At 43.1% G+C, this 22,151-nt stretch carries 22 protein-coding genes and 2 pseudogenes; 11 read left to right on the top strand and 13 right to left on the bottom strand.

The features are described from left to right. The coding region (locus BLS58_RS17725) for an RpnC/YadD family protein (protein WP_483869869.1) at positions 1-489 on the top strand (489 nt) is incomplete at its 5' end. A gap of 426 nt (positions 490-915) precedes the next feature. Here the strand turns inward: BLS58_RS17725 and BLS58_RS16190 are convergent. Beyond that, positions 916-1,388, bottom strand: a pseudogene (locus tag BLS58_RS16190) (site-specific integrase); the annotation flags it as partial. Between BLS58_RS16190 and BLS58_RS17730 the strand changes: the two are divergent. Further along, complete coding sequence (locus BLS58_RS17730) at positions 1,370-1,696, top strand: hypothetical protein (RefSeq protein ID WP_176764814.1); 327 nt, start codon at positions 1,370-1,372, stop codon at positions 1,694-1,696. The pseudogene BLS58_RS16190 and the gene BLS58_RS17730 sit on opposite strands and share 19 nt — an antisense overlap. A gap of 333 nt (positions 1,697-2,029) precedes the next feature. Here BLS58_RS17730 and BLS58_RS16200 read toward each other — a convergent pair whose 3' ends face one another. From BLS58_RS16200 to BLS58_RS16245, 11 genes are all read right to left on the bottom strand, one after another. After that, positions 2,030-2,587 carry an NAD(P)H-dependent oxidoreductase gene (locus BLS58_RS16200; protein ID WP_090400061.1) on the bottom strand — a complete coding sequence of 186 codons (558 nt, stop codon included), beginning with the start codon at positions 2,585-2,587 and terminating at the stop codon, positions 2,030-2,032. A 517-nt stretch (positions 2,588-3,104) separates the two neighbouring features. Continuing rightward, the gene (locus tag BLS58_RS16205) at positions 3,105-3,797 is read right to left on the bottom strand and encodes an ABC transporter permease (RefSeq protein WP_090400063.1); all 693 of its coding nucleotides are present in this window, start codon (positions 3,795-3,797) and stop codon (positions 3,105-3,107) included. Positions 3,798-3,829: 32 nt separating this feature from the next. Continuing rightward, positions 3,830-4,744 carry an osmoprotectant ABC transporter substrate-binding protein gene (locus BLS58_RS16210; protein ID WP_090400065.1) on the bottom strand — a complete coding sequence of 305 codons (915 nt, stop codon included), beginning with the start codon at positions 4,742-4,744 and terminating at the stop codon, positions 3,830-3,832. A 17-nt stretch (positions 4,745-4,761) separates the two neighbouring features. Further along, entirely contained in the window at positions 4,762-5,412 is a 651-nt protein-coding gene (locus tag BLS58_RS16215; protein WP_090400067.1) for an ABC transporter permease, read from the bottom strand. Further along, complete coding sequence (locus BLS58_RS16220; RefSeq protein ID WP_090400069.1) at positions 5,409-6,578, bottom strand: betaine/proline/choline family ABC transporter ATP-binding protein; 1,170 nt, start codon at positions 6,576-6,578, stop codon at positions 5,409-5,411. Before BLS58_RS16220 ends, BLS58_RS16215 begins: the two co-directional genes overlap by 4 nt. Positions 6,579-6,681: 103 nt before the next feature. Then, positions 6,682-7,596 carry an alpha/beta hydrolase gene (locus BLS58_RS16225; protein WP_090400071.1) on the bottom strand — a complete coding sequence of 305 codons (915 nt, stop codon included), beginning with the start codon at positions 7,594-7,596 and terminating at the stop codon, positions 6,682-6,684. A gap of 92 nt (positions 7,597-7,688) precedes the next feature. After that, positions 7,689-9,071 (bottom strand): aminotransferase family protein, encoded by a 1,383-nt coding sequence (locus BLS58_RS16230; protein WP_090400073.1) that lies wholly within the window; start codon positions 9,069-9,071, stop codon positions 7,689-7,691. Between the two features lie 140 nt (positions 9,072-9,211). Further along, on the bottom strand, positions 9,212-10,639 hold the full coding sequence (locus BLS58_RS16235) for a cytosine permease (RefSeq protein ID WP_090400074.1): 1,428 nt from the start codon (positions 10,637-10,639) through the stop codon (positions 9,212-9,214). Positions 10,640-10,660: 21 nt separating this feature from the next. Next, on the bottom strand, positions 10,661-10,825 hold the full coding sequence (locus BLS58_RS17740) for a hypothetical protein (RefSeq protein ID WP_176764816.1): 165 nt from the start codon (positions 10,823-10,825) through the stop codon (positions 10,661-10,663). 80 nt (positions 10,826-10,905) lie between these two features. Further along, positions 10,906-12,375 (bottom strand): aldehyde dehydrogenase family protein, encoded by a 1,470-nt coding sequence (locus BLS58_RS16240; protein ID WP_176764817.1) that lies wholly within the window; start codon positions 12,373-12,375, stop codon positions 10,906-10,908. 112 nt (positions 12,376-12,487) lie between these two features. After that, positions 12,488-12,727, bottom strand: a complete 240-nt coding sequence (locus BLS58_RS16245) for a ferredoxin family protein (protein WP_090400078.1) — start codon at positions 12,725-12,727, stop codon at positions 12,488-12,490. A gap of 196 nt (positions 12,728-12,923) precedes the next feature. Between BLS58_RS16245 and BLS58_RS16250 the strand changes: the two genes are divergently transcribed. The 9 genes and pseudogenes from BLS58_RS16250 (at position 12,924) to BLS58_RS16290 (ending at position 21,364) form a co-directional block, all read left to right on the top strand. Next, positions 12,924-13,724 carry a class II aldolase/adducin family protein gene (locus BLS58_RS16250; RefSeq protein WP_245723221.1) on the top strand — a complete coding sequence of 267 codons (801 nt, stop codon included), beginning with the start codon at positions 12,924-12,926 and terminating at the stop codon, positions 13,722-13,724. Between the two features lie 25 nt (positions 13,725-13,749). Further along, positions 13,750-14,307, top strand: coding sequence for an HD domain-containing protein (locus BLS58_RS16255; protein ID WP_090400079.1), 558 nt, complete (start codon positions 13,750-13,752; stop codon positions 14,305-14,307). A gap of 63 nt (positions 14,308-14,370) precedes the next feature. Next, a complete protein-coding gene (locus BLS58_RS16260; RefSeq protein WP_090400081.1) occupies positions 14,371-15,459 on the top strand; it encodes an amidohydrolase family protein in 1,089 nt (362 codons plus the stop codon). Then, positions 15,456-15,818: a Rieske (2Fe-2S) protein gene (locus BLS58_RS16265; protein ID WP_090400083.1), complete on the top strand. Its 363-nt coding sequence runs from the start codon at positions 15,456-15,458 to the stop codon at positions 15,816-15,818. The genes BLS58_RS16260 and BLS58_RS16265 overlap by 4 nt, the downstream gene beginning before the upstream one ends. 50 nt (positions 15,819-15,868) lie before the next feature. Next, complete coding sequence (locus BLS58_RS16270) at positions 15,869-16,879, top strand: NAD(P)/FAD-dependent oxidoreductase (protein WP_090400084.1); 1,011 nt, start codon at positions 15,869-15,871, stop codon at positions 16,877-16,879. A gap of 216 nt (positions 16,880-17,095) precedes the next feature. Further along, positions 17,096-18,271, top strand: coding sequence for a Glu/Leu/Phe/Val family dehydrogenase (locus tag BLS58_RS16275; protein ID WP_090400085.1), 1,176 nt, complete (start codon positions 17,096-17,098; stop codon positions 18,269-18,271). A 91-nt stretch (positions 18,272-18,362) separates the two neighbouring features. Then, positions 18,363-20,027, top strand: a complete 1,665-nt coding sequence (locus BLS58_RS16280; protein WP_245723222.1) for a thiamine pyrophosphate-binding protein — start codon at positions 18,363-18,365, stop codon at positions 20,025-20,027. A 103-nt stretch (positions 20,028-20,130) separates the two neighbouring features. Beyond that, a pseudogene (locus BLS58_RS16285) lies at positions 20,131-20,509 on the top strand (aldehyde dehydrogenase family protein); the annotation flags it as partial. Between the two features lie 231 nt (positions 20,510-20,740). Further along, positions 20,741-21,364, top strand: coding sequence for a GntR family transcriptional regulator (locus BLS58_RS16290; RefSeq protein WP_176764818.1), 624 nt, complete (start codon positions 20,741-20,743; stop codon positions 21,362-21,364). A 313-nt stretch (positions 21,365-21,677) separates the two neighbouring features. Here the strand turns inward: BLS58_RS16290 and BLS58_RS16295 are convergent, their stop codons facing one another. Further along, positions 21,678-21,884 (bottom strand): hypothetical protein, encoded by a 207-nt coding sequence (locus tag BLS58_RS16295; RefSeq protein ID WP_090400091.1) that lies wholly within the window; start codon positions 21,882-21,884, stop codon positions 21,678-21,680. Positions 21,885-22,151: the final 267 nt, after the last annotated feature.

Genomic DNA, 22,151 nt, shown 5'->3' on the forward strand with positions numbered 1-22,151 from the left:
CTGTCATATAAGGTTTACCATCAGGAAACACTAGATGATGATGAACAGTTACAATTGGTCTTTCTTCCGTTGATGCATTCCAAGAAAAAACGCACTGAATTAGCTACAGACGTTGTGGAACTTGCCAATCAAGTGAAAGATGAAAAGCTACGCTTCCAGTTAATAGGTACCACGGTAGGCATTGCGGATAAATTTCTCGATGGCTCCTATGTAGACAAAATGATGGAGGTGTTTAAAATGACCCGTATCGCTCAAAAGGTTTATGAGGATGGCATTGAAGAAGGAAGACAAGAGGGGAAAGAAGTTATTCAAGAGGCTATTCTTTCTTATCTGGAATCTCGATTTGGTCTAAGGTCGAACGACATTCAGCATAAGGTTAAAAGCATTGATGAAATGGACGTACTAAAAGCATTGATTGCAAAATTGTACAAAGCTGAATCCGAAAAACAAGTGCTACAACTGATTGATCAAGCCCTTAAAAATGATTGAAGAGTTGCTTATGAAAAAATCAACCAATATAGTCCTGTGGAGACGTCCACAGGACTATATAAATGGTCATCGTGATCAATCCTTACCTATCCGTTCAAGGAAATTTTCGTTAGGTTAAGTGGAAACAGGTCATAATATGGTGAATAAAAAGGGAATGCACATTGACGGAAGTTCGTGCCCTACAAACTAAATTTATGTGGGCACATTTTGGGAACAAAAAGCGTGTAAAAGGTGTAACATCCATAATTAACCAGGTAAGCTGAAACACTGATTTTATGCAGGTTTCAGCTTATTTTTATAAATATAAATTTACCCCTAAATCAACTCCCGCCGTCTCCACCAATACTTATATGACAGTGGTTACAGAGGCTATTAGAACATACTTAGAACATTTTGTGTAAATGTAAAAGATGTCCATCATCGTTCCTAAAAGTCCATTTCCATTAACTGAACAGCCTCGATTTGTTGAGAAGGATACATATGACTGTACGTATTCAATGTTGCAACATCTGAATGGCCGAGGCGTTGTGCTACAACGATTGGATTTACATTTTTATTAATAAGGTACGAAGCGTGGGAGGGCCTGAATTCATGAAGCAATATTTTTTCTACACCGGACGCTTTAATGTACTTGTCGTATTTCCGATCTAGTGTGGTTGTTGAAATACTGCTCCGGAAAGATCCAAATACAACATATGAATTTTTAACAGGTGCTTCTTTTTCAGCATCTGTTTTTAGTTTGCCTAATAACTCCATAACAATGTTTGGTAATAGAATAGTACGTAGGGTTGCTTTAGTTTTTGGCTTGGTTACGGTTCGATTGTATTCAGTTTTATTTACCTCAATGCTTTTATTTTCAAAATCAACATCCCCCAGGTTAATGCGAGTAATTCACCTTGTCAAAGAAGAGACGGTGCACTATCTCTGTCTGGATTTGTTATGGGGGCAAGGGCTTTATCAGGAACTGCGCTTCGTCTTGGTGAACCATAACGGTAGGCTGGCTATTCTGGTGAGCACTGACCGGACGTTTGCTGCCACAGACATTATCCATCTGTATGGGTATCGGTTCAAGATCGAGGGAACTTTCCGTGAAATGAAACAGACCATCGGCGGATTTGGCTACCGGTTTTGGAGTAAAGCCATGCCCAAGTTGAACCGATATCGGAAAAAAGGAAGAGCCCCTTCCGTTGGAACATGTGGTCAATGAGAAGGACAGGGCAAACATCCGTTTAACGATTAAAGCTATCGAAGGCTTCGTCATGTGCAGTTTCATTGCGATGGGTCTTTTGCAACTTATCGCGGTGCGCTATTCTCATCGTGTGCCAAACTTCTTCTTTCGTTATTTACGGACATCTTCGAAGAATGTTGTCACCGAGGCCACAGTGATGGCTTATTTCCGCCGATCTATTTTTCGCATGTTTGCTCGAAACCCGCATTTAGCCATAACCAAAATAATTCACTCTAAGTAGGAAACAGCCGATTTTGAGGACGATTCATTAGCTTCTTAGCGATCAAAAACTTTTTACTGTGCAGTTCTCTTCTAAATCATGAAATACTGGCCCAGATGGTTTTTCAATGAATCCAGATACAGGTCAATATCTGGATTCTTTTTAACATTAAAGCACGAAAAAGTCTCCAAACCCTCCATGCCGGCATATTTGTGGGATAAATACAGAGGGAAAAGAACGTCGTCAACTTTTCTCCCTTCAAAAAATTGATCACTGTCATTAAAGGCGTTGGAAGGTGCATTCCATGTTGTTGAAAACATGTAACTTTTGTCTGTCAGCAACCCCCCGCCCAGACCATAATCTTTGGTATTGCCGTAAAAATAAACACTATGTTCATGTGTCTTGTCAATGTACTTTTTAAATAAGGCTGGAACACTATAATTGTAAATCGGTGTCTGATATATAACGACATTTGCCCATTTCATCTTATCCTGCTCTTCATCTTTATTAAAACCATCCTGTAAGGTTGTCGTTTGCACCTCATAGTTTGGAGATAATAAATGGACGATTTTATTAAACAGTGTCATATTCAAATTCCCTTTGGAATGTTGGTAGTATTCGTGACCGTTGACGACAAGTATTCGTTGCATATACACCCTTCTTTTTCTATGTTGGTAGGAAATAAAACTTTTAAATTTAATATTCATTCATCAACCATGATATTATTGGACGTTGTAAATAAAGGAACAGAAAGGAGTTTCATGGATCGATATTCAACTGCGATAGCGATCATAAGCGTCTTTTTCCTTGAATTATTACTGAATAATAAAACTGAATAGGCTATAGGTTTACACTTCCTTTATTATATTCAAGGAAAGGAAACCTCACCATCGTTAGCAGATAGAGGTCCATATATATCTCCCAATCCATGCAGAGAAAGGCTGTTATTTGCATTCATTCCCCCTCCCCCCTCCTCCATCGGCGTTAATGCAAATATGAGAGAATCTTAAACACGGTTTAGGCTAAATATGTGCGTTTGTTGGTTTTGAGGGCGGATGTCCCGTATAATGTCGCCGTCATAAGAGGTAACGCGTCGTTTGGATTGATGCATGGCCTAATATATCTTTGACAGAGGTCAGGTCGGCGCCATGCATCATGCATAGACTATTAAGCCGGTTCGGCTTCTTTTTCTGTTCCTGTCTTATCTTTTGGTGTTGATTTTACCGGATGAAAGACCTTCTCAAGCGTTCCCATAATCAAGTCGGCAATAATGGCCATTAAAGCGGTAGGTATCGCGCCGGCGAGAATGATCGCGGTGCCGTCGGTCACGTTTGTGCCCCGAATGATGATGTCCCCCATACCACCGGCTCCGAAGAAAGCCCCGATGGCAACGATTCCTATGGCAATGACGAGGGCGTTTCTCAACCCTGCCATAATGACCGATAAGGCAAGGGGCAATTCCACCATTCGCAGTATCTGCCCTTTCGTCATCCCCATTGCTCTGCCGGAATCCAACAATACTTGGTCTACATTCACAATACCGGTATACGTGTTCTTTAAAATCGGCAAAATCGAATACAAGAAGAGAGCGACAACGACGGTATTTGCCCCTAATCCAATGGCAAGCATAAGCATGGAAAGCATCGCCAAGTGGGGGATGGTCTGAATGATGTTTGCCAGTTGAATCACCCCGTTGCTCAAACGTCCGTATCTAGCAATCACGACACCGAGCGGGATCGAAACGATCGCTGCAAATAGCACCCCGTAAGCGGCCATTAAAAAGTGACGATAAAATTCTTGGGCGACGTACGAAAAGTTTTGGCTGTAATAGGTCACGAGATCTCCAATCAACTCAAACATGCATTCACCTCCTTCTTATTTCCATTATGTGTTTACTCGAAGTAGTTATTTTCTTCAAGGAAATCTTGAGCCACGGTCGCGGGCTCACGAAGTTCCGCATCTGCTGCGTAGTTCAACTCTTGCATTTGTTCGGTGCTGATTTGTCCTTCCAGTTTTAAAATGGCTTCTTCTAGTTCCGGATTGGCTTCAAGTACCTCATTGGTCGCCACAGCAGATGTATCATAAGGAGGGAAAAATTGTTCATCGTCTTCCAACAAGACAAGATCATAAGCATCAATGCGACCGTCTGACGTATAGGCGAGGATGATATCCATACTTCCAGTGGCGAGCGCATCATAGACAAGACCGATTTGCATGGGGTTCATATCGTCAAACTCAAAACCGTATTCTTCCTGGAACGCCTGGTAGCCGTCCCCTTCTCTTGTTAACCAGTTGTTATCCACGCCTACGGACGAGCTGTCCGCGATCGTTTCCAGATCGGAGATCGTTTCAATCCCTTCTTCTTCAGCCAGCTCTTCTCGAATCGCAAACGCGTAGGCGTTATCAAACCCGTAAGTCGGGAACCAGGTTAAGTCAAAACGCTCGTCTAATTCCTCCTCCACAAAATCCAACGCTTCATCAGGATCACGGATGGGATCTTCATCCAGTATGGAAGCCATTTCATTACCAGTATATCTTGTGGCAGAAACGTTAATGTCGCCGTTTAGCATCGCCTGGTGTTGCACGACATTGGTCGTGAGATTGTTGATCATTTCCACATTTGCATCTGTTTCTCTCTCAACTAAAATCCGTATCATATGTCCCACAATTTCTGATTCTGTTTGAGTCGGCATGCCGATAGTGATTTGTTCATCTCCGCTATCGCTCAGTCCGGGAAGGGCACAACCACTCATTAAACCTGTACTTAGAGCAATGGTGATGAAACCGTGTCTTAAATTCTGTTTCATCGTGCGCTTGTTCCTCCTTATGCGGTAAGATTTCGCAACCCTTTCGGGGTTATGCTTTTCTCCAATTTCGATAAAATGAATTCAAAGAGCAAGGCCATCAAAGTAACCGGAATGGCGCCGGCGATAATGAACTCCGGTTGATAATGGTTCAATCCATTAAAGATAAAATCCCCTAATCCTCCGCCGCCGATGAAAGCAGCAAGCGTTGCCCAACCGACAAGATATACAGTTGCCAAACGAATGCCCGACATGATGACCGGTGTTGCGAGTGGTAATTCGACATGACGAACACGCTCCCATGCGCTCATACCCATGCCCTTGCCTGATTCATTGAGCGCAGGATCAACCCCGCTAATACCGACATAGGTGTTTCGCAACATCGGTAAAAGCGAATAGACAAAGAGGGCAACAATCGCTGGGAACATCCCCACTCCGAGAATAGGAATGGCAAACGCTAAGATGGCAAGGCTCGGAAACGTTTGCAAGATACTTACGATTCCGATGACAAAGTTTCCAAGTTTAGATGGCACCTTATTTAAAATAACACCAAGTGGGACGGCAAAGAGAATGCCAAGAAAAAGGGCACCTAGCGTAATGAACAAATGTTGTCCGGTTAAGGCAAGCATCTCTCCACCGTTCGTCTGTAAAAATTCAATCACTGTGTTCATAAAATCGTCTCCTCTAAAACAGCCTCTTGTTCATCGGCTGCTGCCCCTTCATCGCCCCAAATCGAATCGTAGACCAAATCGACCAGCGAAGCGCGAGTAAGAATGCCCACTAATCGCATATCATCATCGACAACAGGCACATAACTCACGCCGAGTTTTAAAATGCGGCTAACGGAGTCGCGAACATAGGCATCTTTTTTCACCGTATGCAGAGTCGTCAAATGAATATCGGATATGTTTTCGGACTGTTTGCGATGGGACTCGATCATTTCAATATCCACATAGCCTTTAAGCGTTCCATATTCATTGGTCACGAGCAAAGCATCCACGCGTTTCTCTCGCATAACTTGAACCGCTTTTGATGTCGTCGCAGTTTCTGTAATCGTTGCGGGGGTTATGTTCATGAGTTGCTCCACGGTTTGCACGGTCGCGCGGCTTTGCAAGAGGCGATCTTTGCCGATGAAGTCTTCCACGAATGCATTAGCGGGGGCAGAGAGGATTTCATCAGGGGTACCCATTTGCACAATTTCCCCTTCGCGAAGCATCACTATCCGGTCAGCCAATTTTAGGGCTTCATCCATATCGTGGGTCACGAATATAATGGTTTTGCCTATTCGCTGCTGCAGCTTTTTAAACTCATCTTGTAGGGTATCACGAGTGATAGGATCAAGCGCTCCGAAAGGTTCGTCCATTAAGATCAATGGCGGATCGGCCGCGAGAGCCCGTAAGACACCAACCCGCTGCTGTTGACCACCGCTTAATTCATTGGGATAACGGGCTAAGAATTCCTCCTCCATATCGACGAGTGCCAATAATTCTTTGGCCCGTTCTTTTCTTTTTTCCTTGGACCAGTTCATCAACTTCGGAACGAGCGTCACGTTTTCTTGAATGCTCATGTGCGGGAACAAGCCGATCTGTTGGATGACGTAACCAATATCTCTGCGTAATTGCACAGCATCTTGCACTTGTGCGTCATGCCCGTCAATGGTAATCACGCCTTCGGTCGGGTCGATCAAACGATTAATCATTTTCATCGTCGTCGTTTTTCCACAGCCACTTGGTCCGATGAAAACGATAAATTCACCTCTGTCAATTTCAAAGGAAAGATTTTTGACAGCGTAATTTTCCCCATTGTAAATCTTAGATACATGTTCAAATGTTAGCATAGCGTGTCCACCTCCATAAGTTTTTGGTTTAGTAACATGATTCGACATAACTCTAATAAAAAAATTTAAATGAGAACATAGCGCTTGATTATCTTTTTGTTTCTTAATGATGAAAGTATCTTTGTGAAAAATCAATGATATGTCGTGCAACTTCTGCCGGTTTTTCTTCCGGCACATAATGCCCACATCCTTTAATTTCCTCGCCGATGACTTTGGGGATCGTACGTCGCCATCCGTCAAGAACAGGAAGATTGGCCACGTTTCCTTCCTCTCCCCATAATAAGAGTGTATCGGTCTTTAATTCAGTATGTTGTTTTGCCTCTTCACGATAACGGGGCAAGTCTATGTGAAAAGACGCTCGATAGTCATTCAAAGCTGCTGAAACAGCACCTGGTTGTCGCCAATCGGCCAAATATTTCTCCCAGGCACCATCTGACTTTAACAGATCAAAAAAATGATCTTCTTGGTGTAATAAAAATTTCAAGTATTCTTCTTCTTTTCCCTTGATGAATGCTTCTGGCAGTTCATGAACCAGGGAGAAAACCCATTGCCAATAGTGATTGGCAGCTGCAGAGACGGATAACGAATCATAGATGTATTCGGTTGGCATGATGTCGATGAGCACAAGCCTATCCACAAGGTCAGGGAAATCTAAGGCCAAACGTCTTGCGACTCGGGCTCCTCTATCGTGCCCAACGATTAAAGCTTTTTTTACACGAAAGTGATGAAGCAATCCTTGTACATCTCTTGCCATCGTTCTTTTATCATAATTCATCATCCCCTGGGGTTTATCTGAGTCCCCATACCCCCTTAAATCAATAGCTATGACTCTATGGCTGTGTCGAAGCTTTGGAATGACATAACGCCATGAAAACCAATTTTGCGGGAATCCATGTAAGAGAATACAAACGGGTGCATCTTCCTTACCACTAGCAACATAATGGAGCTGAATGCCGTTAACTTTCACGTGCCCATGTTCTATGTCATCATCGAAGTTCAATGCATTAAAACCATTCATCCACTTAACCTCCTGTTGGTTCCACCTGTCATTTCTAAATAAAATTTAAAAAATCACACGTTCGCTGAGTGATTACCCAGCGAACAGATGGCTTAAAGTGAGAGCCATTTCTCTTCAATAAACGAGAGTGTGTCATCTAATATGGAGAGCACTTCGTCTACTTCTTCTTTGGTTATGATGATCGGCGGTGCTACTGCGAGGATATTCATGCCTTCTTCATAATCAAAGGAGCGGATGAGTAAGCCGCGTTTGCTACCTTCACTAACGAAATCTCCTGCGATGCTTTCATTTTCATGGTTTTTGAATGGTACCCCATTTTCCCGGTCGCGCATAAGTTCAAATGCACCAAGCAAGCCAACGGTACGGGAATGAGTGAACGTCGAATGTTTCTTCTCGAGGTTGTCGAATCCCTGCTGCAAGCGGACGCCCATTTCAGCCGCGTGTGCAGTCAACTCATCTCTATCTATGATTTCAAGATTCTTCAGACCGACGGCACACCCTGTTGGATGCCCACTGTAAGTGAAGCCATGGGGAATATCTTGGTCATACGTATCGATGGCCTGCTTGATTTCGTCGCTGAGAATCACGCCACCTAGTGGGAAATAACCGCTCGTTACACCTTTGGCAAATGTAATCATATCCGGAACGATGCCCCAATGATCCACCCCAAAGTGCTTTCCGGTACGGCCGAATCCACAAATGACTTCATCGGAAATAAATAGTACTTTATTGTCTTCACAAAGCACTTTGACAGCTTCAAGGTAGCCGTCTGGAGCGATGTGCACACCCCCGGCACCTTGAATAGGTTCAATGATGACCGCGGCCACATTATTACTGCCATGCTTTTCAATCAAACCACGAATACTTTTTTCGTAATCCGGGTGTGTACGATCCCCTTGTTCAGCAGCTGTTAAGTGCGGTATGGCATTATAGATGTAAGGGTCCGATGAGCCTGAGAAAGCGCGGAACTCTTTAATGCCGGTCGCCCGCTGTGTGGAGATCGTCACTCCATGGTATCCCCATTTCAAGGAGATAATGATCTTCTTATTTTCATAGCCCTTGAGTTGCCAGTAGAAACGAGCGAATTTAAAGGCTGAATCGTTCGACTCCGAGCCACCCGACGTGTAGAAGACAGAATTCAAATCTTCCGGGGCCTTATCGACGATCTTTTCGGCAAGGCGGATGGCAGGCTCATTGCTATTACCATAGAACTGGGAACCATAAGCCATCTCTGACATTTGATCATATGAAGCTTGCGCTAATTCTTTGTTCCCGTGGCCGAGATTCACGTTCCATAACATAGAAACGCCATCAATATAAGTTTTGCCTTCCATATCAGTGAAACGAATGCCCTCACCTGTAGAAAAGATCATGCTTGGCCCATTTGTTGAGACCTCTTTCGGCGTTGATTGGGGATGTAAGATCATGTCTCTATCTATGTTTTTTAACTGTTGTAAACCGTGTTTATCTGTCATAAGCTTATATTCCTCCTTACAAATGGGAATTTTCCGCCAGAAGTGAAAACCCATGCTTGTATGTTGTTCATTTATTTTTCAATCACTGTTGTCATATTTTTTACCTTCACTGTCTTTGAAGTTGATCAGATGAGAGCTATTCACTCCCTCTTCTTGTCTTTTCGTAAGTAATCATTCAAAGGTTTAATCATGCTGAGCAATAAGTAAACGAGACCACTGACAATCATGGAAAATCCCGTTGCTGTGGTATATAAAAAGATATCGTTTCTTGGCACAGCCTCAATTGGTTCATACACCCACAGGTAACCGGCTACTCCGGCAAGAAACGAGATAATCGCCACTATGTTAAAACCACCTGTATAGCGATAGGCTTTTTTGCCGTCAACTTGGTACAAGTCTTTCATGGATATTTTTTGTCTGCGAACGAAAAAGAAGTCGACAACGATTAAAGCAACAGCCGATCCTGATGTAGCCCCGACGAGTGCGAGAAAAACGCTATAATAATCCCAGATGCCGCCCCAGAATAGCAGGAGTACAATCCATCCAGACCAGAAGATGACGACCTTGCTGAAACTTAACTCGGGTTTTAACACTTTCGTACTGATTGATATCCCATACAGCGATACAGCAACCGTCGTCACGTTCGCAACGGCGACGAATAGTATCGCCATCAAACCAAACACCGGGCCACCAAGTTCAAGCAGCCAGTCCGTTGGATCAACGCTCTCTACGCCGGTGGCAAGCAGCATAGCCAGCGCTGTTAATACACCGATGACCGTAAAGGAGGCCATCACAATGGAGAAACCGCCTACGTGCCCCCAGTATGCGGTGCGCTCTGTTTTGACAAGCCTAGAAAGGACGCCTATGGAGGCAAACCAAGCAAATATAAATGCAATGTTCCATTCTAATACGACCATGTAATTCGCGAGACCACTGCCATACTCAGCTTCATATAAAGGTTCAACGTTCAGCAATTCTTGCAGTGAAAAGTTACGAAACACGGTGAAGATAATAAACACACCGAGCGCCATAAGACAAGGAACCATAATGCGCGTGGCCGTTCGTACTGCGATAGGGCCACGAAGGGCAATCCATGCTCCGAATATGACACAGGTCGTAGCGATATATGGCGTTAAGTATTCAGGAATCGTAATGCCAAATTCGGCAAAAACTTTCATCAACGAACTGGCATACACTTCGGCGTTGATCACATCATAGCCTAGCTGGCTTGCAAGAATAATGACAGCAAAGATGATGAGGCCAAAGTAGCCAAACAATGCCTTTTGATACATCCATATGTCAATGCCATATCTTGTGGTGATCAGGACACAGAGACAAAGAAACAGGCCTGCCACCGTCATGCCAAAGAAAGTGTTTGTCACCGCTTCTTCTAAACCAATCATGGTTGCAATTTGTCCGCCTTGGACATACGCCCACGTGGCAATTGCCCATCCACCTGTAATTAAAAAGATATCCCAAAATCCGTATATTTTATCTTTTTTTCCTAACGGCACCATACCGTAATAGACTTCACTATGGATCTGTCTTTTTTTCGTTTGTTTGCTCATACAACGACAATTCCCCCTCGTTTATATTAGAAAGCCCCATACCAAACCGATTACACATATCAATGCAATGACCACGATGGCGATGCCATCTTTTTTATTCAATGGTGGACCGGATGTAAAATTCGGATCATCCATTTGTTCCGTTTTTTCTGCGATTGCCTCATGCAACTCCTGTTTATTTTTCATGCGAAACACCTCCATTAACGGTGATAATTGCTTTTTGCAAAAAGTAGAGATAATCTTCCGGTCCTTCTCTATGTTTCTCCTTAATTTGAGAACCATCCGAGTTTTTCGTTGTTCAGAGATACGTTGATTTGTTTAGCTTCTTGGAATTCCTTTAAACCGTCCGGCCCCAGACTTCGACCAATCCCACTCATTTTAGGGCCGCCCCAAGGTGCCTGTACATCACCCATGCCGTAATTGTTAATCCCCGTTAAGCCAGCCTTTACTCCACGAATGACGCGCATCCCTTTAGCACTGTCTCCGGTGAACACAGCTGCCGCCAACCCATATTTCGTCTCATTTGCAAGGGCTATCGCTTCATTTTCTTGCGTGAATTTCTGGATCACAACGACAGGACCGAAGATTTCTTCTTGCACAATCGACATGTCTTTATTTACATCTGTAAAGACCGTAGGAGCAACAAAAAAACCGTGATCTAAATCATCGCCGTACATCCGGTTTCCGCCACATCGCAACGTAGCCCCTTCTTCCTCTCCGCGTTTAATGTCTGCGAGCACTTTGTTCATATGGGCTTCTGTGTACAACGGCCCCATCTCTGTACCATCAGCTTCTCCAGGGCCAACGCGGATTTGTTTCGCTCGCGCGACAAAATGATCTGAAAACCTCTCATAGACACTTTCCTCTACAAGAATTCTTGAACCTGCAGAACACACTTGCCCGCTGCCAAAATAAATGGCATATAACGCATGGTCTACAGCATGTTCGATATCCGCATCATCGAAAACGATGACTGGAGATTTTCCACCCAATTCCAGGGTGACATTCGTAATGTTGTTGGCAGCAGCAGCCATGATTTTTTTGCCGGTCTCTGTACCGCCTGTGAAAGAAATTTTATCAATCGCTGTACTGTTTGTAATCGTGGCGCCTACTTCTTCCCCATCGCCAGGGATGAGGTTTGCAACGCCTTTTGGTAAGCCGACTTGATCGAAAATGTCATACAGCAAGTACGCGCTGATCGGCGTATACTCTGAAGGTTTAAGGACAATCGTATTGCCTGCAGCTAAAGCCGGGGCTGTTTTCCAAGCGGTAATGAGAATGGGATGGTTCCAGGGGATGATCAATCCACATACGCCTATGGATTCATAAGTAACGAGTCCCTGTATTTCCGTGCCACTCGTGAACGTATAACCATCGGTGGATGAAATGAGTCCAGCATAATAGCGAAAACACTCGCTTGCGGCTTCAACATCTGCGTGTGTTTCGCGAAGCGGCTTTCCATTGTTCCTCGTTTCCCATTTCGATATCTCTTCTTTTCGATTCTCCAATTGATCGGCAATTTGAAGTAAATAAACCGCTCGTTCCGACGGGGGGAATGCTGACCATTCTCCATAATTGTAGGCTTGGTTAGCTGAGCTAATGGCGTTTTCAGCATCGCTTGCTGTAGCCATTGCAGTCGTACCTATGGATGTTCCGTTTGCCGGGTTGATGAGGGATGCAAGACGTTCCTTCTCCTGCATTTGCCATTCTCCGTTAATATAAATTTTCACTTGCATGTTTAAGACCCCTCTCATTTAGGCTGCCAGTCATTTTATAAATTCAACATTTATGAGTGGAAATTATATATACAAGTTTTAATTCTGTTAAATAATGCAGCTAATATCGAATTTATGTCTCTTGAAAAAAGTGTCGGTTGATATCGATGTATGTTTGTTCTTGCTCGGGGACTTCTTCTTCTGCATAAATGGCTTCTACAGGACAAACGGGCTGACAAGCTCCACAATCAATGCACACATCAGGATCGATATGAAACATTTCATCTCCTTCTTCTATACAATCCACAGGGCAAACATCTATACACTCAGCATTCTTTTCGTTTAAACATGGTGACGTAATCACATAAGCCATATAAAGGCCTCCTTTTGATGTATGTAATAAAAAACAGGATGATTAATCTAATAAATAATCTTAAGTCCTTAGAAAGGTATCGTCAATAGTAATATTGAATAAATATCGTATTGTTGACAATCAAGGGATAAATGTTAATATAACGTTAGCGCTTAAATAAGCGATTTTTAGAATATGCAGTAAAGGAGGCTTGAGTGTGGATATCAATGATGCGCATGTAGAACGTGTGAATGGTGAAGGTGTTCAGGACTACTTACAGCAACCGACATTTGCGAATGTTAAAGAGGAACGGCAACATGGCAAGCAACGTTTGGCAGCAGCCTTTCGTTTATTTGCCCGCTTCGGATTTAGTGAGGGGGCAGCCGGACACGTTACATATCGGGATCCTGAATATAAAGATCACTTATGGGTGAATCCGTATGGCAAACCTTTTAGTGAGATTAAGACAACGGATCTCGTCTTAGTCAACGACCATGGTGAAGTCGTTGAAGGAAACTATTCGATCCATAAGTCGGCTTTTTCGATTCATTCTGCTGTACACAAAGCAAGGCCGGATATCGTTGCTTCAGCCCATGCCCATCCTGTCTATGGAAAAACCTGGTCTGCCAGCGGTCGATTGATTGATCCGCTCACGCAGGATGCTTGCGCGTTTTATAATGATCATTCTGTGTTGGATGAATTCTCAGGCGTTGTATACGAAGACAAGGAGGGAGAAAAAGTTGCGCAGGCATTAGGAAACAATAAAGCAGTCTTATTAAGGAGCCATGGCCCTTTAACCGTAGGGCAATCCGTAGACGCGGCAGCTTTTTGGTTTATTACCATGGAGCGTTCCTGTCAATCACAATTGCTAGCGGAAGCAGCCGATATCGTCCATCCGATCGATCCAAAAAATGCGGAATTAACATCCCAGCAAGTCGGTAGAGAAAAAGATGGGTGGGAAAATTTCCAACCCTTGTGGGAACGTATTGTCAATGAGCAGCCTGATTTGCTGAATTAATTAAATACTTTGAGGAGGATTATATATGCAAAAAGTCGTCAATTTTAGAGAGATGAATGAGGGAACTGCGGAAGATTTCACTTATTTAGAGGAATTAGAAGATGGTTTTAATACAGGTCTTCCCGATCGATTATTGGAAACCGTAAGAGCACTTCAACATAGCTTTAGTGGTTACAGAATCTCTCGTTATGAGCATTCTTTACAATCGGCAACAAGAGCTTATCGAAATGGTGAAGATGAGGATATGATTGTAGGCGGACTTTTACATGATATCGGCGACGAATTAGCACCTCATACGCACGGAGAAATGGTAGCCGCCATTGTTAAGCCTTTTCTATCCAAAAAAGTCACATGGATCATAAAAATGCATCCGGTATTTCAACAACACTACATGAGCCATCTATCTGAGGATGACAGAAATGCACGAGACCACTTTAAAGATCATCCCTATTATGATGATTGTGTGAAGTTTTGCAGAGATTACGATCAAAATTGTTTCGATCCGGATTATGAATACTTGCCGATTGAATTCTTTGAACCTATGGTACGAAGAGTCTTTTCACGTGAGCCTCAATTTGACTAGGAAACAATACAGTTATCAACATATAAAATGATGACCCCTTGATTACGAAAGGAGAGGTTGAAAATGGCGGAGAAGAAGCAACAAAAACGTGCGATCATTGACATGGACATACACGAAAGGGTTACTTACGATGAGCTGCTTCCTTACTTGGATAATCCTTGGCAAAGATATATAAAAGATACGAATTGGGTGCAGGAAAAACACCTCCCCTATCCTATATTAGGGGCAGCCGGCCTGGATCGGGCGGATGCTCAAGTGCCTGACGGTCGCCCGGCAGGAAATGATCTCTCATTTATGCAACAACAATTGCTTGACGATGTCGGTCATGAGGCTGGGATTTTAACGGGAGCCGGTGATCCGTCTCCATCATCGATGAATGGTTGGTATGAGATGGCAGTAGCATTAGCCACGGCTTATAATGATTGGCAAATTGAAAATTGGCTGGAGAAAGATGATCGTTTATATGGGTCTGTACACATCGCGGCCCAGGATCCTGCGTCTGCGGTCAGAGAGATCGAACGGGTCGGTTCCCATCCGAAAATGGTGCAAGTGCTGTTGCCTATTGATGATCGCCCGTGGGGAGATCCGTATTATCACCCGATTTTTGAGGCGGCTGAACGCCATAACCTGGTGATCGGTATGCATCATCAAGAACCACCGAATTACTACGGTAAATTTCCGCGTTACTTTGTTGAATGGCATTCCGTCATGCCGAATACGCATATGATTCAGGTTAGCAGTATGATCTTTAACGGTGTTTTTGAAAAATACCCGAATCTGAAGTTGGCGATGATCGAAGCCGGTTTCACATATATCCCTGCGTTTATGAAGAAAATGGATCAGCAATATAAAGTCCTTCGTCATGAGGTACCATGGGTCAAGCGGATGCCCAGTAGTATTGTGAAGGATCATGTCCGCGTTACGACCCAGCCTGTCGATGAACTAACACGGGACGAATTCCTAAAGTTTATTGACCTTATGGATTCAGACGAAATCGTTTGCTTTTCCACGGATTATCCCCATTGGGATTATGATTCCCCATTTCGGGCACTTCCACCCCTCGGAGAAGAGCTGGAACAAAAGATTTTCGCAGAAAATGCCAGAAAGTTATACCCGAAATTACCAGCAAGAGAAAGGAAAGTCACACAATGAAAGAAGTGGTGTGCAAGAAAGAAGAATTATCCCCCGGAAATATCATGAGTGCCAATGTAGGTCCGATTCCGATCGTTTTGTGTCGAACACCTGACGGGGAATTTTATGCCTTTACGAATAAATGTGTTCATCAAGGGGCTGCCATGTCGGAAGGTGTATTATGTGGGGCTCCTGCTCCTACGGATACGCCTGGAGAATACAATTATGAGAAGGAGGGCGAGATTCTTCGCTGTCCTTGGCATGGGATCGAATACGACATCAAGAATGAGGGTCGCATGCTTGTCGATCCCAATCGCAAACTCGGGAATTTCAATGTGTCTTTTGAAGCAGACAATGTTATCGTTTCGACGAAGCAATAAGGGATATCGAAGACCTTGAGGGTATGACTGCATGAGAAAGGAGGTCATAGCTGTTGCCCGAACAGGATATTTATGATGTAACCATTATCGGAGGCGGCCCGGCAGGGTTATTTGCTGCCTTTTACGCCGGGATGCGCCAATTAAATGTGAAGGTAATCGAAAGTATGCCCCAACTCGGAGGGCAGCTTTCTGCCTTGTATCCCGAAAAATATATCTATGATGTGGCCGGTTTTCCGGAGGTAACTGGACAAGGGCTTGTGGATCAATTAAAAACGCAGGCTTTTCAATTCGATCCAGCCATAGTATTAAATGAGACGTTACAAACGATAGAGAAAGATGAAGAAAGAATATTTACCCTTCAAACCGAGTCAAACATTCATTATTCCAAAACGATTTTGATTACAGCTGGTGTTGGTGCCTTTCAACCGCGTAAATTAAAGTTAGATAATGCTCACTGGTACGAAGACAAAAATCTTCATTATTTTATCGATAATCTCAATCATTTTGCAGGAAAAAACGTATTTGTTTGTGGCGGCGGAGATTCGGCTGTGGATTGGGCGTTAATGCTTGAACCTATCGCCAAAAATGTACATTTGTGTCATCGACGCAGTAAATTTAGAGCTCATGAACATAGTGTAGAAAAACTCCAACAGTCAAGTGTCAATGTGTTAACACCCTTTACACCTGAAGAAGTTATAGGGGACGAACAAACATTGAATAAAATCGTAATTAAGGAAACAAATGGGGACATGAAAGAGGGATATCACATTGATGATCTCATTGTGAATTATGGGTTTATATCTTCACTTGGACCTATAAAAAACTGGGGGCTGGACATTGAGAAAAACTCGATTGTCGTCAATTCTAAAATGGAAACGAATATCGAAGGCATTTTTGGGGCAGGAGATATAACGACGAACGAAGGAAAAGTTAAATTAATCGCCACCGGATTTGGAGAAGCCCCTACAGCTATAAGTAATATAAAAGCATATCTTGACCCGGAAAGCCGCTTACAACCACAACACAGTACAAACTTGTTCCCAAAGATAGGGCAGGCTTGAAATTGAAATCGGCGTTGGGCGCAAATCTAGGACGAAGATGAATGTCGCGTAATAGGCATAATACAAGCGAAGCTGTTATCGAGGACATGCCATTGTATCTGTTTGTCCAATAACAGCTTCTTTGTAAGGAGCCTTAATTCGTGTAAACGGTATTACAATTTTGCAATAAAAAAGGATATCTTCACCTTTACCGGAGACTTTGAGGGGAGATTCGTTATGTTAAAACCATATTTAGTTGTAGAATGGAATGACACCGAAACAGATGCAAAAGGTTGGCTGGTTGTTCATAATTTTGTGAACGGCTATACAGGCGGTGGTACGAGAATGCACCCGACCGTGACAAAAGAAGAGGTTATAAGGTTAGCTGAGGCTATGGCTTATAAATATGTAGCCTGCGAGAGTGAAACGACTGGAGGATGTAAAGCGGGGATTGCTTATGATTACAAAGCACCAAATGCTTTAGCCGTATTAAGAAGATTCCTGATTGCAATAATGCCTTATATTGACCTCGGGGTATCTATAGGTAGCGATTTAGGGACTAATTATGAAGATATACTCACAATCTTTCATGAGTTTGGGATTGATATCCCTATGACGAAGTCTATGAAACAAGATCAAAAAGTCCTGCAAGGGATCAAGCAATACGATGAACTATTGACGACCAAAATGGACGGGTTGTTATTAAATGATGTCGTTACAGGATATGGATCGGCATTCACAGCAGATGAGGCTTGGAAATTTAAACAAGAACAAGAAGGGGCAAAAGTTGTTATTCAAGGCTTTGGTAGTGTAGGAGCGAGTTGCGCGTTGAAAATGTCTCAATTAGGCTATAAAGTTGTCGGGATTTCAGATGCAAATCTTTTAGTAACGTGTGAAGAAGGCTTGGATGTTCAGAAACTTATTGCCCATAAAAATGAATACGGAGAAATGGATCAAACCTACTTTGAGTCACACTATACTGTAAGGTCAAACACAAAATGGCTCGAAGTGGACTGCGATATTTTGATTCCATCAGCGTTAGAAGATGTCATTAACAAGTCTAATGCTGACATCGTTAAAGCAAAATTAATTGTGGAAGCAGCAAATATTCCGATCTCCTCTGAAGGAGACGAAATGATCAAGGAAAGAGGCATTGATATTGTCAATGATTTTGTTACTAACGTAGGGGCAATAAGGTTTTATGAATCCGTTATTTTTGGCCTTATAGATCCCAAACCGCAAGCGGTCATTGATGATATTGAGCAGTTATGCCGGAAAAATACGTATCATTTGCTATCGGAAAGTAAAAAGCAAAAGAAATATCAAAGAGAAGTAGCTTATGAGGTATTCAGACCGGCAATTAGCGGTTTACTGGAATACGCAGAACCGTCCAAGGAGGAGACCTCCTATTAAATGAAAGCATCTACGAAATTTTTCGCTCTCTTTCACTACATAATGATGGTAAGGTTAATAAAAAATAAACTTGAAATACTGGGGGATTACAGTGAATCATCATCAAACACCGTTTACTGTTTCAGATGCCATTGTAAAAGAACTCGTACAGACCGGGGTTGAAGTCGTCTATGGAATTGTCAGTATTCACAACATGCCGATATATGATGCGATTCTGCGCGAAGGGAATATCCGATTAGTCACAGCACGCGGGGAAAGTGGTGCGGTCAATATGGCAGATGCGTATGCCCGTTCTACAGGAAAGCTGGGCGTCGTCATGACAAGTACAGGAGCCGGCGCAGGGAATGCGGCAGGTTCGCTAACCGAAACATGGAATTCTAGTACGCCTCTCCTCCATATCACTGGAGAGGCCGATGCTGATTACATAAGGACGGATCAGCGTTATATCCATGAATCCAAAGATCAGTTGAAAATGATGGATGGCGCCAATAAACAAGCGTATTTGTTAAAGCGGCCGAAACAAATCACACCATTTATCCGACAAGCAATTCAAGAGGCCATCTCAATTCCGACAGGACCTGTGACGGTGTCTATCCCTACGAATTTCCAAAATGAAATCATTCCAGATAACCAACTGGTGGAAGCTAAAGCTACTAAAGCAGAAAGGGATGAAGCGATTCCAACAGATGTCATCAAAAAAATTCAAGAAGCGAAACGACCGATCATCTGGGTGGGAAAAGGTGTCATCGCTTCAGGAGCATCCGATGACCTCCAAACATTCGTAGACTTGATTCAGCCCGCCGTCATCACCAGCGAATCAGGCAAAGGCTCCATCCCTGAAAATCATCCGTTATGTATCGGAAATTTTGCAGCTACGCCTCAAGTAGAGGCATTGTTGAAGACATCCGATTTACTGCTCAGCATCGGAACTCGCTTTCGTGGCGAAGAAACCTATAACTGGATGTTGCCGACACCGGAAAATCATATCAATATTGATGCGGACCCGCATGCATTTAATCGTAATTTTGATACATTATACGGTTTGGTTGGAGATGCAGGGACAATGCTAAGAAGGTTGAATCAATCATTGGATAAAAATATTTCACCGGATCCATCCTATGTGGATGAAATCCAGTCCGTGCGTAAAGAAGTCCGGGATCAACTTCGTTGCACCATCGAACCATATGGTGACATCGCGGATATCATGCGTGAGCTTATGTCGCCAGATACCATACTGGTCAGAGATGTGACGCTACCTGCTTATACATGGGGCAATAAACTGATCGATATTTATGAGCCCAAGACGTCAATGCATGCAACTGGTGGAGGCATTGGCCAAGGTTTGCCGATGGCTATCGGGGCGAAGATCGGACAGAAAGAGAAGCCGGTCGTCCTCATCGCGGGAGATGGTGGATTTATGGTGAATGCCAGTGAAATGATAACCGCTGTTCAGGAAGATGCACCGATGACGATTCTTTTATTCGATGATGGTGGCTACGGGATTCTAAGATATTTGCAAGAAGCTGCTTACGGCAGACGCACGTCCGTTGATTTGAAAAATCCCGATTTTGTCATGATGGCAGAATCCATGGGATTCGAAGCTGAAACGGTAGGTGCTGTGGATGATTTCAAAAAAAGCCTGGAAACAGCCCTTTTGAGTCAAAAGCCTTCAATGATCGTCATTGATATGCATGCGTTACCGATGGAATATGAGGAGTCTGAGGCATACATTCAATCATTTCGCCCGAAGTCTTAATGGGCACCAACGCCAGTTATAGGGGAGGATTCAAGACGATGACAACCCTTTTGAAAATGTATGTCAACGGCGAATGGGTGGCATCAAGTAATAAGGAAACTTTGGCGGGAACCAAATCAAAAGCGGCGAGCTGAGAAGAGGTCTCTTTATGGAAGCCACGATTTTCACAGACGTGACAAGCAACATGCGCATCGTACAAAAGGAAATCTTTGGACCTGTGGCCACAATACAACCATTCAAAGACGAAGATGACGCGATCAAAACCGCCAATGATACGGATTATGGTCTGGCAGGCGCTGTCTTTTCCAATGATCAAAGCAAAGCATTGCGTGTGATTAAAAAATCCGTGCCGGTATCACATGGGTGAACAGTTACCACGCAACCGATGTACAAGCGCCATGGGGAGGCTATAAACAAAGCGGTATCGGCAGAAGCTTGGTTTGGATGAATATCAAGAAATGAAACAAATTAATATTAACTTGGCACCTGGCCTCTTCGTTGGTTTGAGTAGACGACCATCAAGGGTTGGACTTACTACACGGAGATCAAGCAAAATAAATAACAGGGTGACTTGGTGGGCGGTGCTTTCGATCCAAGTCGTTTTATTGTAAACAATTGCAGTGTATACTATAATATTGTCATATATTGTTCTTCTTGGATTTTAGCAGAAGTGAAATCATCTATATTATCGTAGTGATTGAGGAGATACAATGATGGATCACCTAAAGAAAAGTTCGTTAAAACATCAAATTGCTGAGGAAATCAGAAGATCCATTTTTAAAGGTCAACTCAGTCCAGGTGAAAAAGTGACAGAAACCAAATTATCCGATAGTTTAGGAGTGAGTAGAGGACCTCTGCGTGAAGCCATACAATTATTGGTTATGGAAGGGCTTCTGATTTCCACAGCATATAAAGAGACTAAAGTAAGCAATATTACAACAGAAGAAGTTACAGAGTTGTTGGTCCCTATGAGAATTAATATTGAAACATTTGCGCTGAAAACGTTACCGATATGGAACGAACAAACGTTCGAAAATTTAGAAGAAATTGTAGAACAAATGAGACGTGCTTCTGTATTTAATGACCATCCCCTTTTTAGCGACTTGGATATGCAATTCCACGAATTGATTATCCTTTCCTCTGACATGAGTAATGTTTCAAATTTGTGGGATGCAATTTTTAATCGAATACGCTTGCTCTTTACGTACCAAAACGAATCATCTTTAGATTTAAAAAAATACACTGAAGCTCATAGTGATTTATTGGATACGTTCAAAACTAGAGACGTAGACTATGCTATTGAGCGTTTAAGAGACCACATTATTTTATCACACTAGCATTAAGACAGAATGATCCGAAGACATCGAATGTACAAAAATAAAACGGTTGCGTACGAAAAATCCTTTTTACTGAAAGGATGGGTGGCATCCTGTCCAAATCCAATATAGGGACTAAGCTTGTAAACAAATGGCATTATCGGGGAATGCCAATTCTGCTTGAGGATATTTCCCCTTTGTATATACTTGAGTCAGCCAAAGAAATTGACTTAATCCGGTTCAACTATCTGATATATCTATTTGAAGAACTATCTAATGGTTTGCGCCCAAAAAGGTAGGTTTTTTAAATACTTCCTTAACACTACAGCGTGAATTACGTTTCTGCAGCTCTCCACATTTCTCTTTTCAAGCGATGGGATTTGTGGGCGGTCGCGTTACGTCTTAAATGATAATCGATCTTTCCCAAGGTTTTGCGCAGAAAGGCTTCATCGTTTTGCAGGGATGCCACTACAAGATCCAGGGCCATTCTCAAGGATAAAATCGGTCTTTTTTTATTTGTGACGAGCAATCGGATATCCAAAAGAAACTCATATGAAATAAAGTCAGAATCGCATGACGATGCTAGGCTGGCCAAGATCTGGCTTCGACATGATCCATGCCCAATTGATCTTTCATTTCCTTGAAGCACTGTTCAATCGGCCAACGCATGATTGACGCCTGGCAAGGCCGTGACGGAACAATTTGGTCAAAAAGCCTTGAACTTTTATGGGATCTATACTGCCCCCATTCTTCGTGTGGAACCAACGGATTTACCGGTGATTGACGTCAACGAACGCCGCATGGATTT

It is taken from the genome of Natribacillus halophilus, from assembly GCF_900100185.1.
Lineage (GTDB): Bacteria > Bacillota > Bacilli > Bacillales > Marinococcaceae > Natribacillus > Natribacillus halophilus.

What these genes read in the sequence shown, in the direction of transcription:
- BLS58_RS17730 (WP_176764814.1), top strand. Translation starts at nt 1,370, where the DNA reads ATGCGAGTAATTCACCTTGTCAAAGAAGAGACGGTGCACTATCTCTGT.
- BLS58_RS16200 (WP_090400061.1), bottom strand. Translation starts at nt 2,587, where the DNA reads ATGCAACGAATACTTGTCGTCAACGGTCACGAATACTACCAACATTCC.
- BLS58_RS16205 (WP_090400063.1), bottom strand. Translation starts at nt 3,797, where the DNA reads ATGTTTGAGTTGATTGGAGATCTCGTGACCTATTACAGCCAAAACTTT.
- BLS58_RS16210 (WP_090400065.1), bottom strand. Translation starts at nt 4,744, where the DNA reads ATGAAACAGAATTTAAGACACGGTTTCATCACCATTGCTCTAAGTACA.
- BLS58_RS16215 (WP_090400067.1), bottom strand. Translation starts at nt 5,412, where the DNA reads ATGAACACAGTGATTGAATTTTTACAGACGAACGGTGGAGAGATGCTT.
- BLS58_RS16220 (WP_090400069.1), bottom strand. Translation starts at nt 6,578, where the DNA reads ATGCTAACATTTGAACATGTATCTAAGATTTACAATGGGGAAAATTAC.
- BLS58_RS16225 (WP_090400071.1), bottom strand. Translation starts at nt 7,596, where the DNA reads ATGAATGGTTTTAATGCATTGAACTTCGATGATGACATAGAACATGGG.
- BLS58_RS16230 (WP_090400073.1), bottom strand. Translation starts at nt 9,071, where the DNA reads ATGACAGATAAACACGGTTTACAACAGTTAAAAAACATAGATAGAGAC.
- BLS58_RS16235 (WP_090400074.1), bottom strand. Translation starts at nt 10,639, where the DNA reads ATGAGCAAACAAACGAAAAAAAGACAGATCCATAGTGAAGTCTATTAC.
- BLS58_RS17740 (WP_176764816.1), bottom strand. Translation starts at nt 10,825, where the DNA reads ATGAAAAATAAACAGGAGTTGCATGAGGCAATCGCAGAAAAAACGGAA.
- BLS58_RS16240 (WP_176764817.1), bottom strand. Translation starts at nt 12,375, where the DNA reads ATGCAAGTGAAAATTTATATTAACGGAGAATGGCAAATGCAGGAGAAG.
- BLS58_RS16245 (WP_090400078.1), bottom strand. Translation starts at nt 12,727, where the DNA reads ATGGCTTATGTGATTACGTCACCATGTTTAAACGAAAAGAATGCTGAG.
- BLS58_RS16255 (WP_090400079.1), top strand. Translation starts at nt 13,750, where the DNA reads ATGCAAAAAGTCGTCAATTTTAGAGAGATGAATGAGGGAACTGCGGAA.
- BLS58_RS16260 (WP_090400081.1), top strand. Translation starts at nt 14,371, where the DNA reads ATGGCGGAGAAGAAGCAACAAAAACGTGCGATCATTGACATGGACATA.
- BLS58_RS16265 (WP_090400083.1), top strand. Translation starts at nt 15,456, where the DNA reads ATGAAAGAAGTGGTGTGCAAGAAAGAAGAATTATCCCCCGGAAATATC.
- BLS58_RS16275 (WP_090400085.1), top strand. Translation starts at nt 17,096, where the DNA reads ATGTTAAAACCATATTTAGTTGTAGAATGGAATGACACCGAAACAGAT.
- BLS58_RS16290 (WP_176764818.1), top strand. Translation starts at nt 20,741, where the DNA reads ATGGATCACCTAAAGAAAAGTTCGTTAAAACATCAAATTGCTGAGGAA.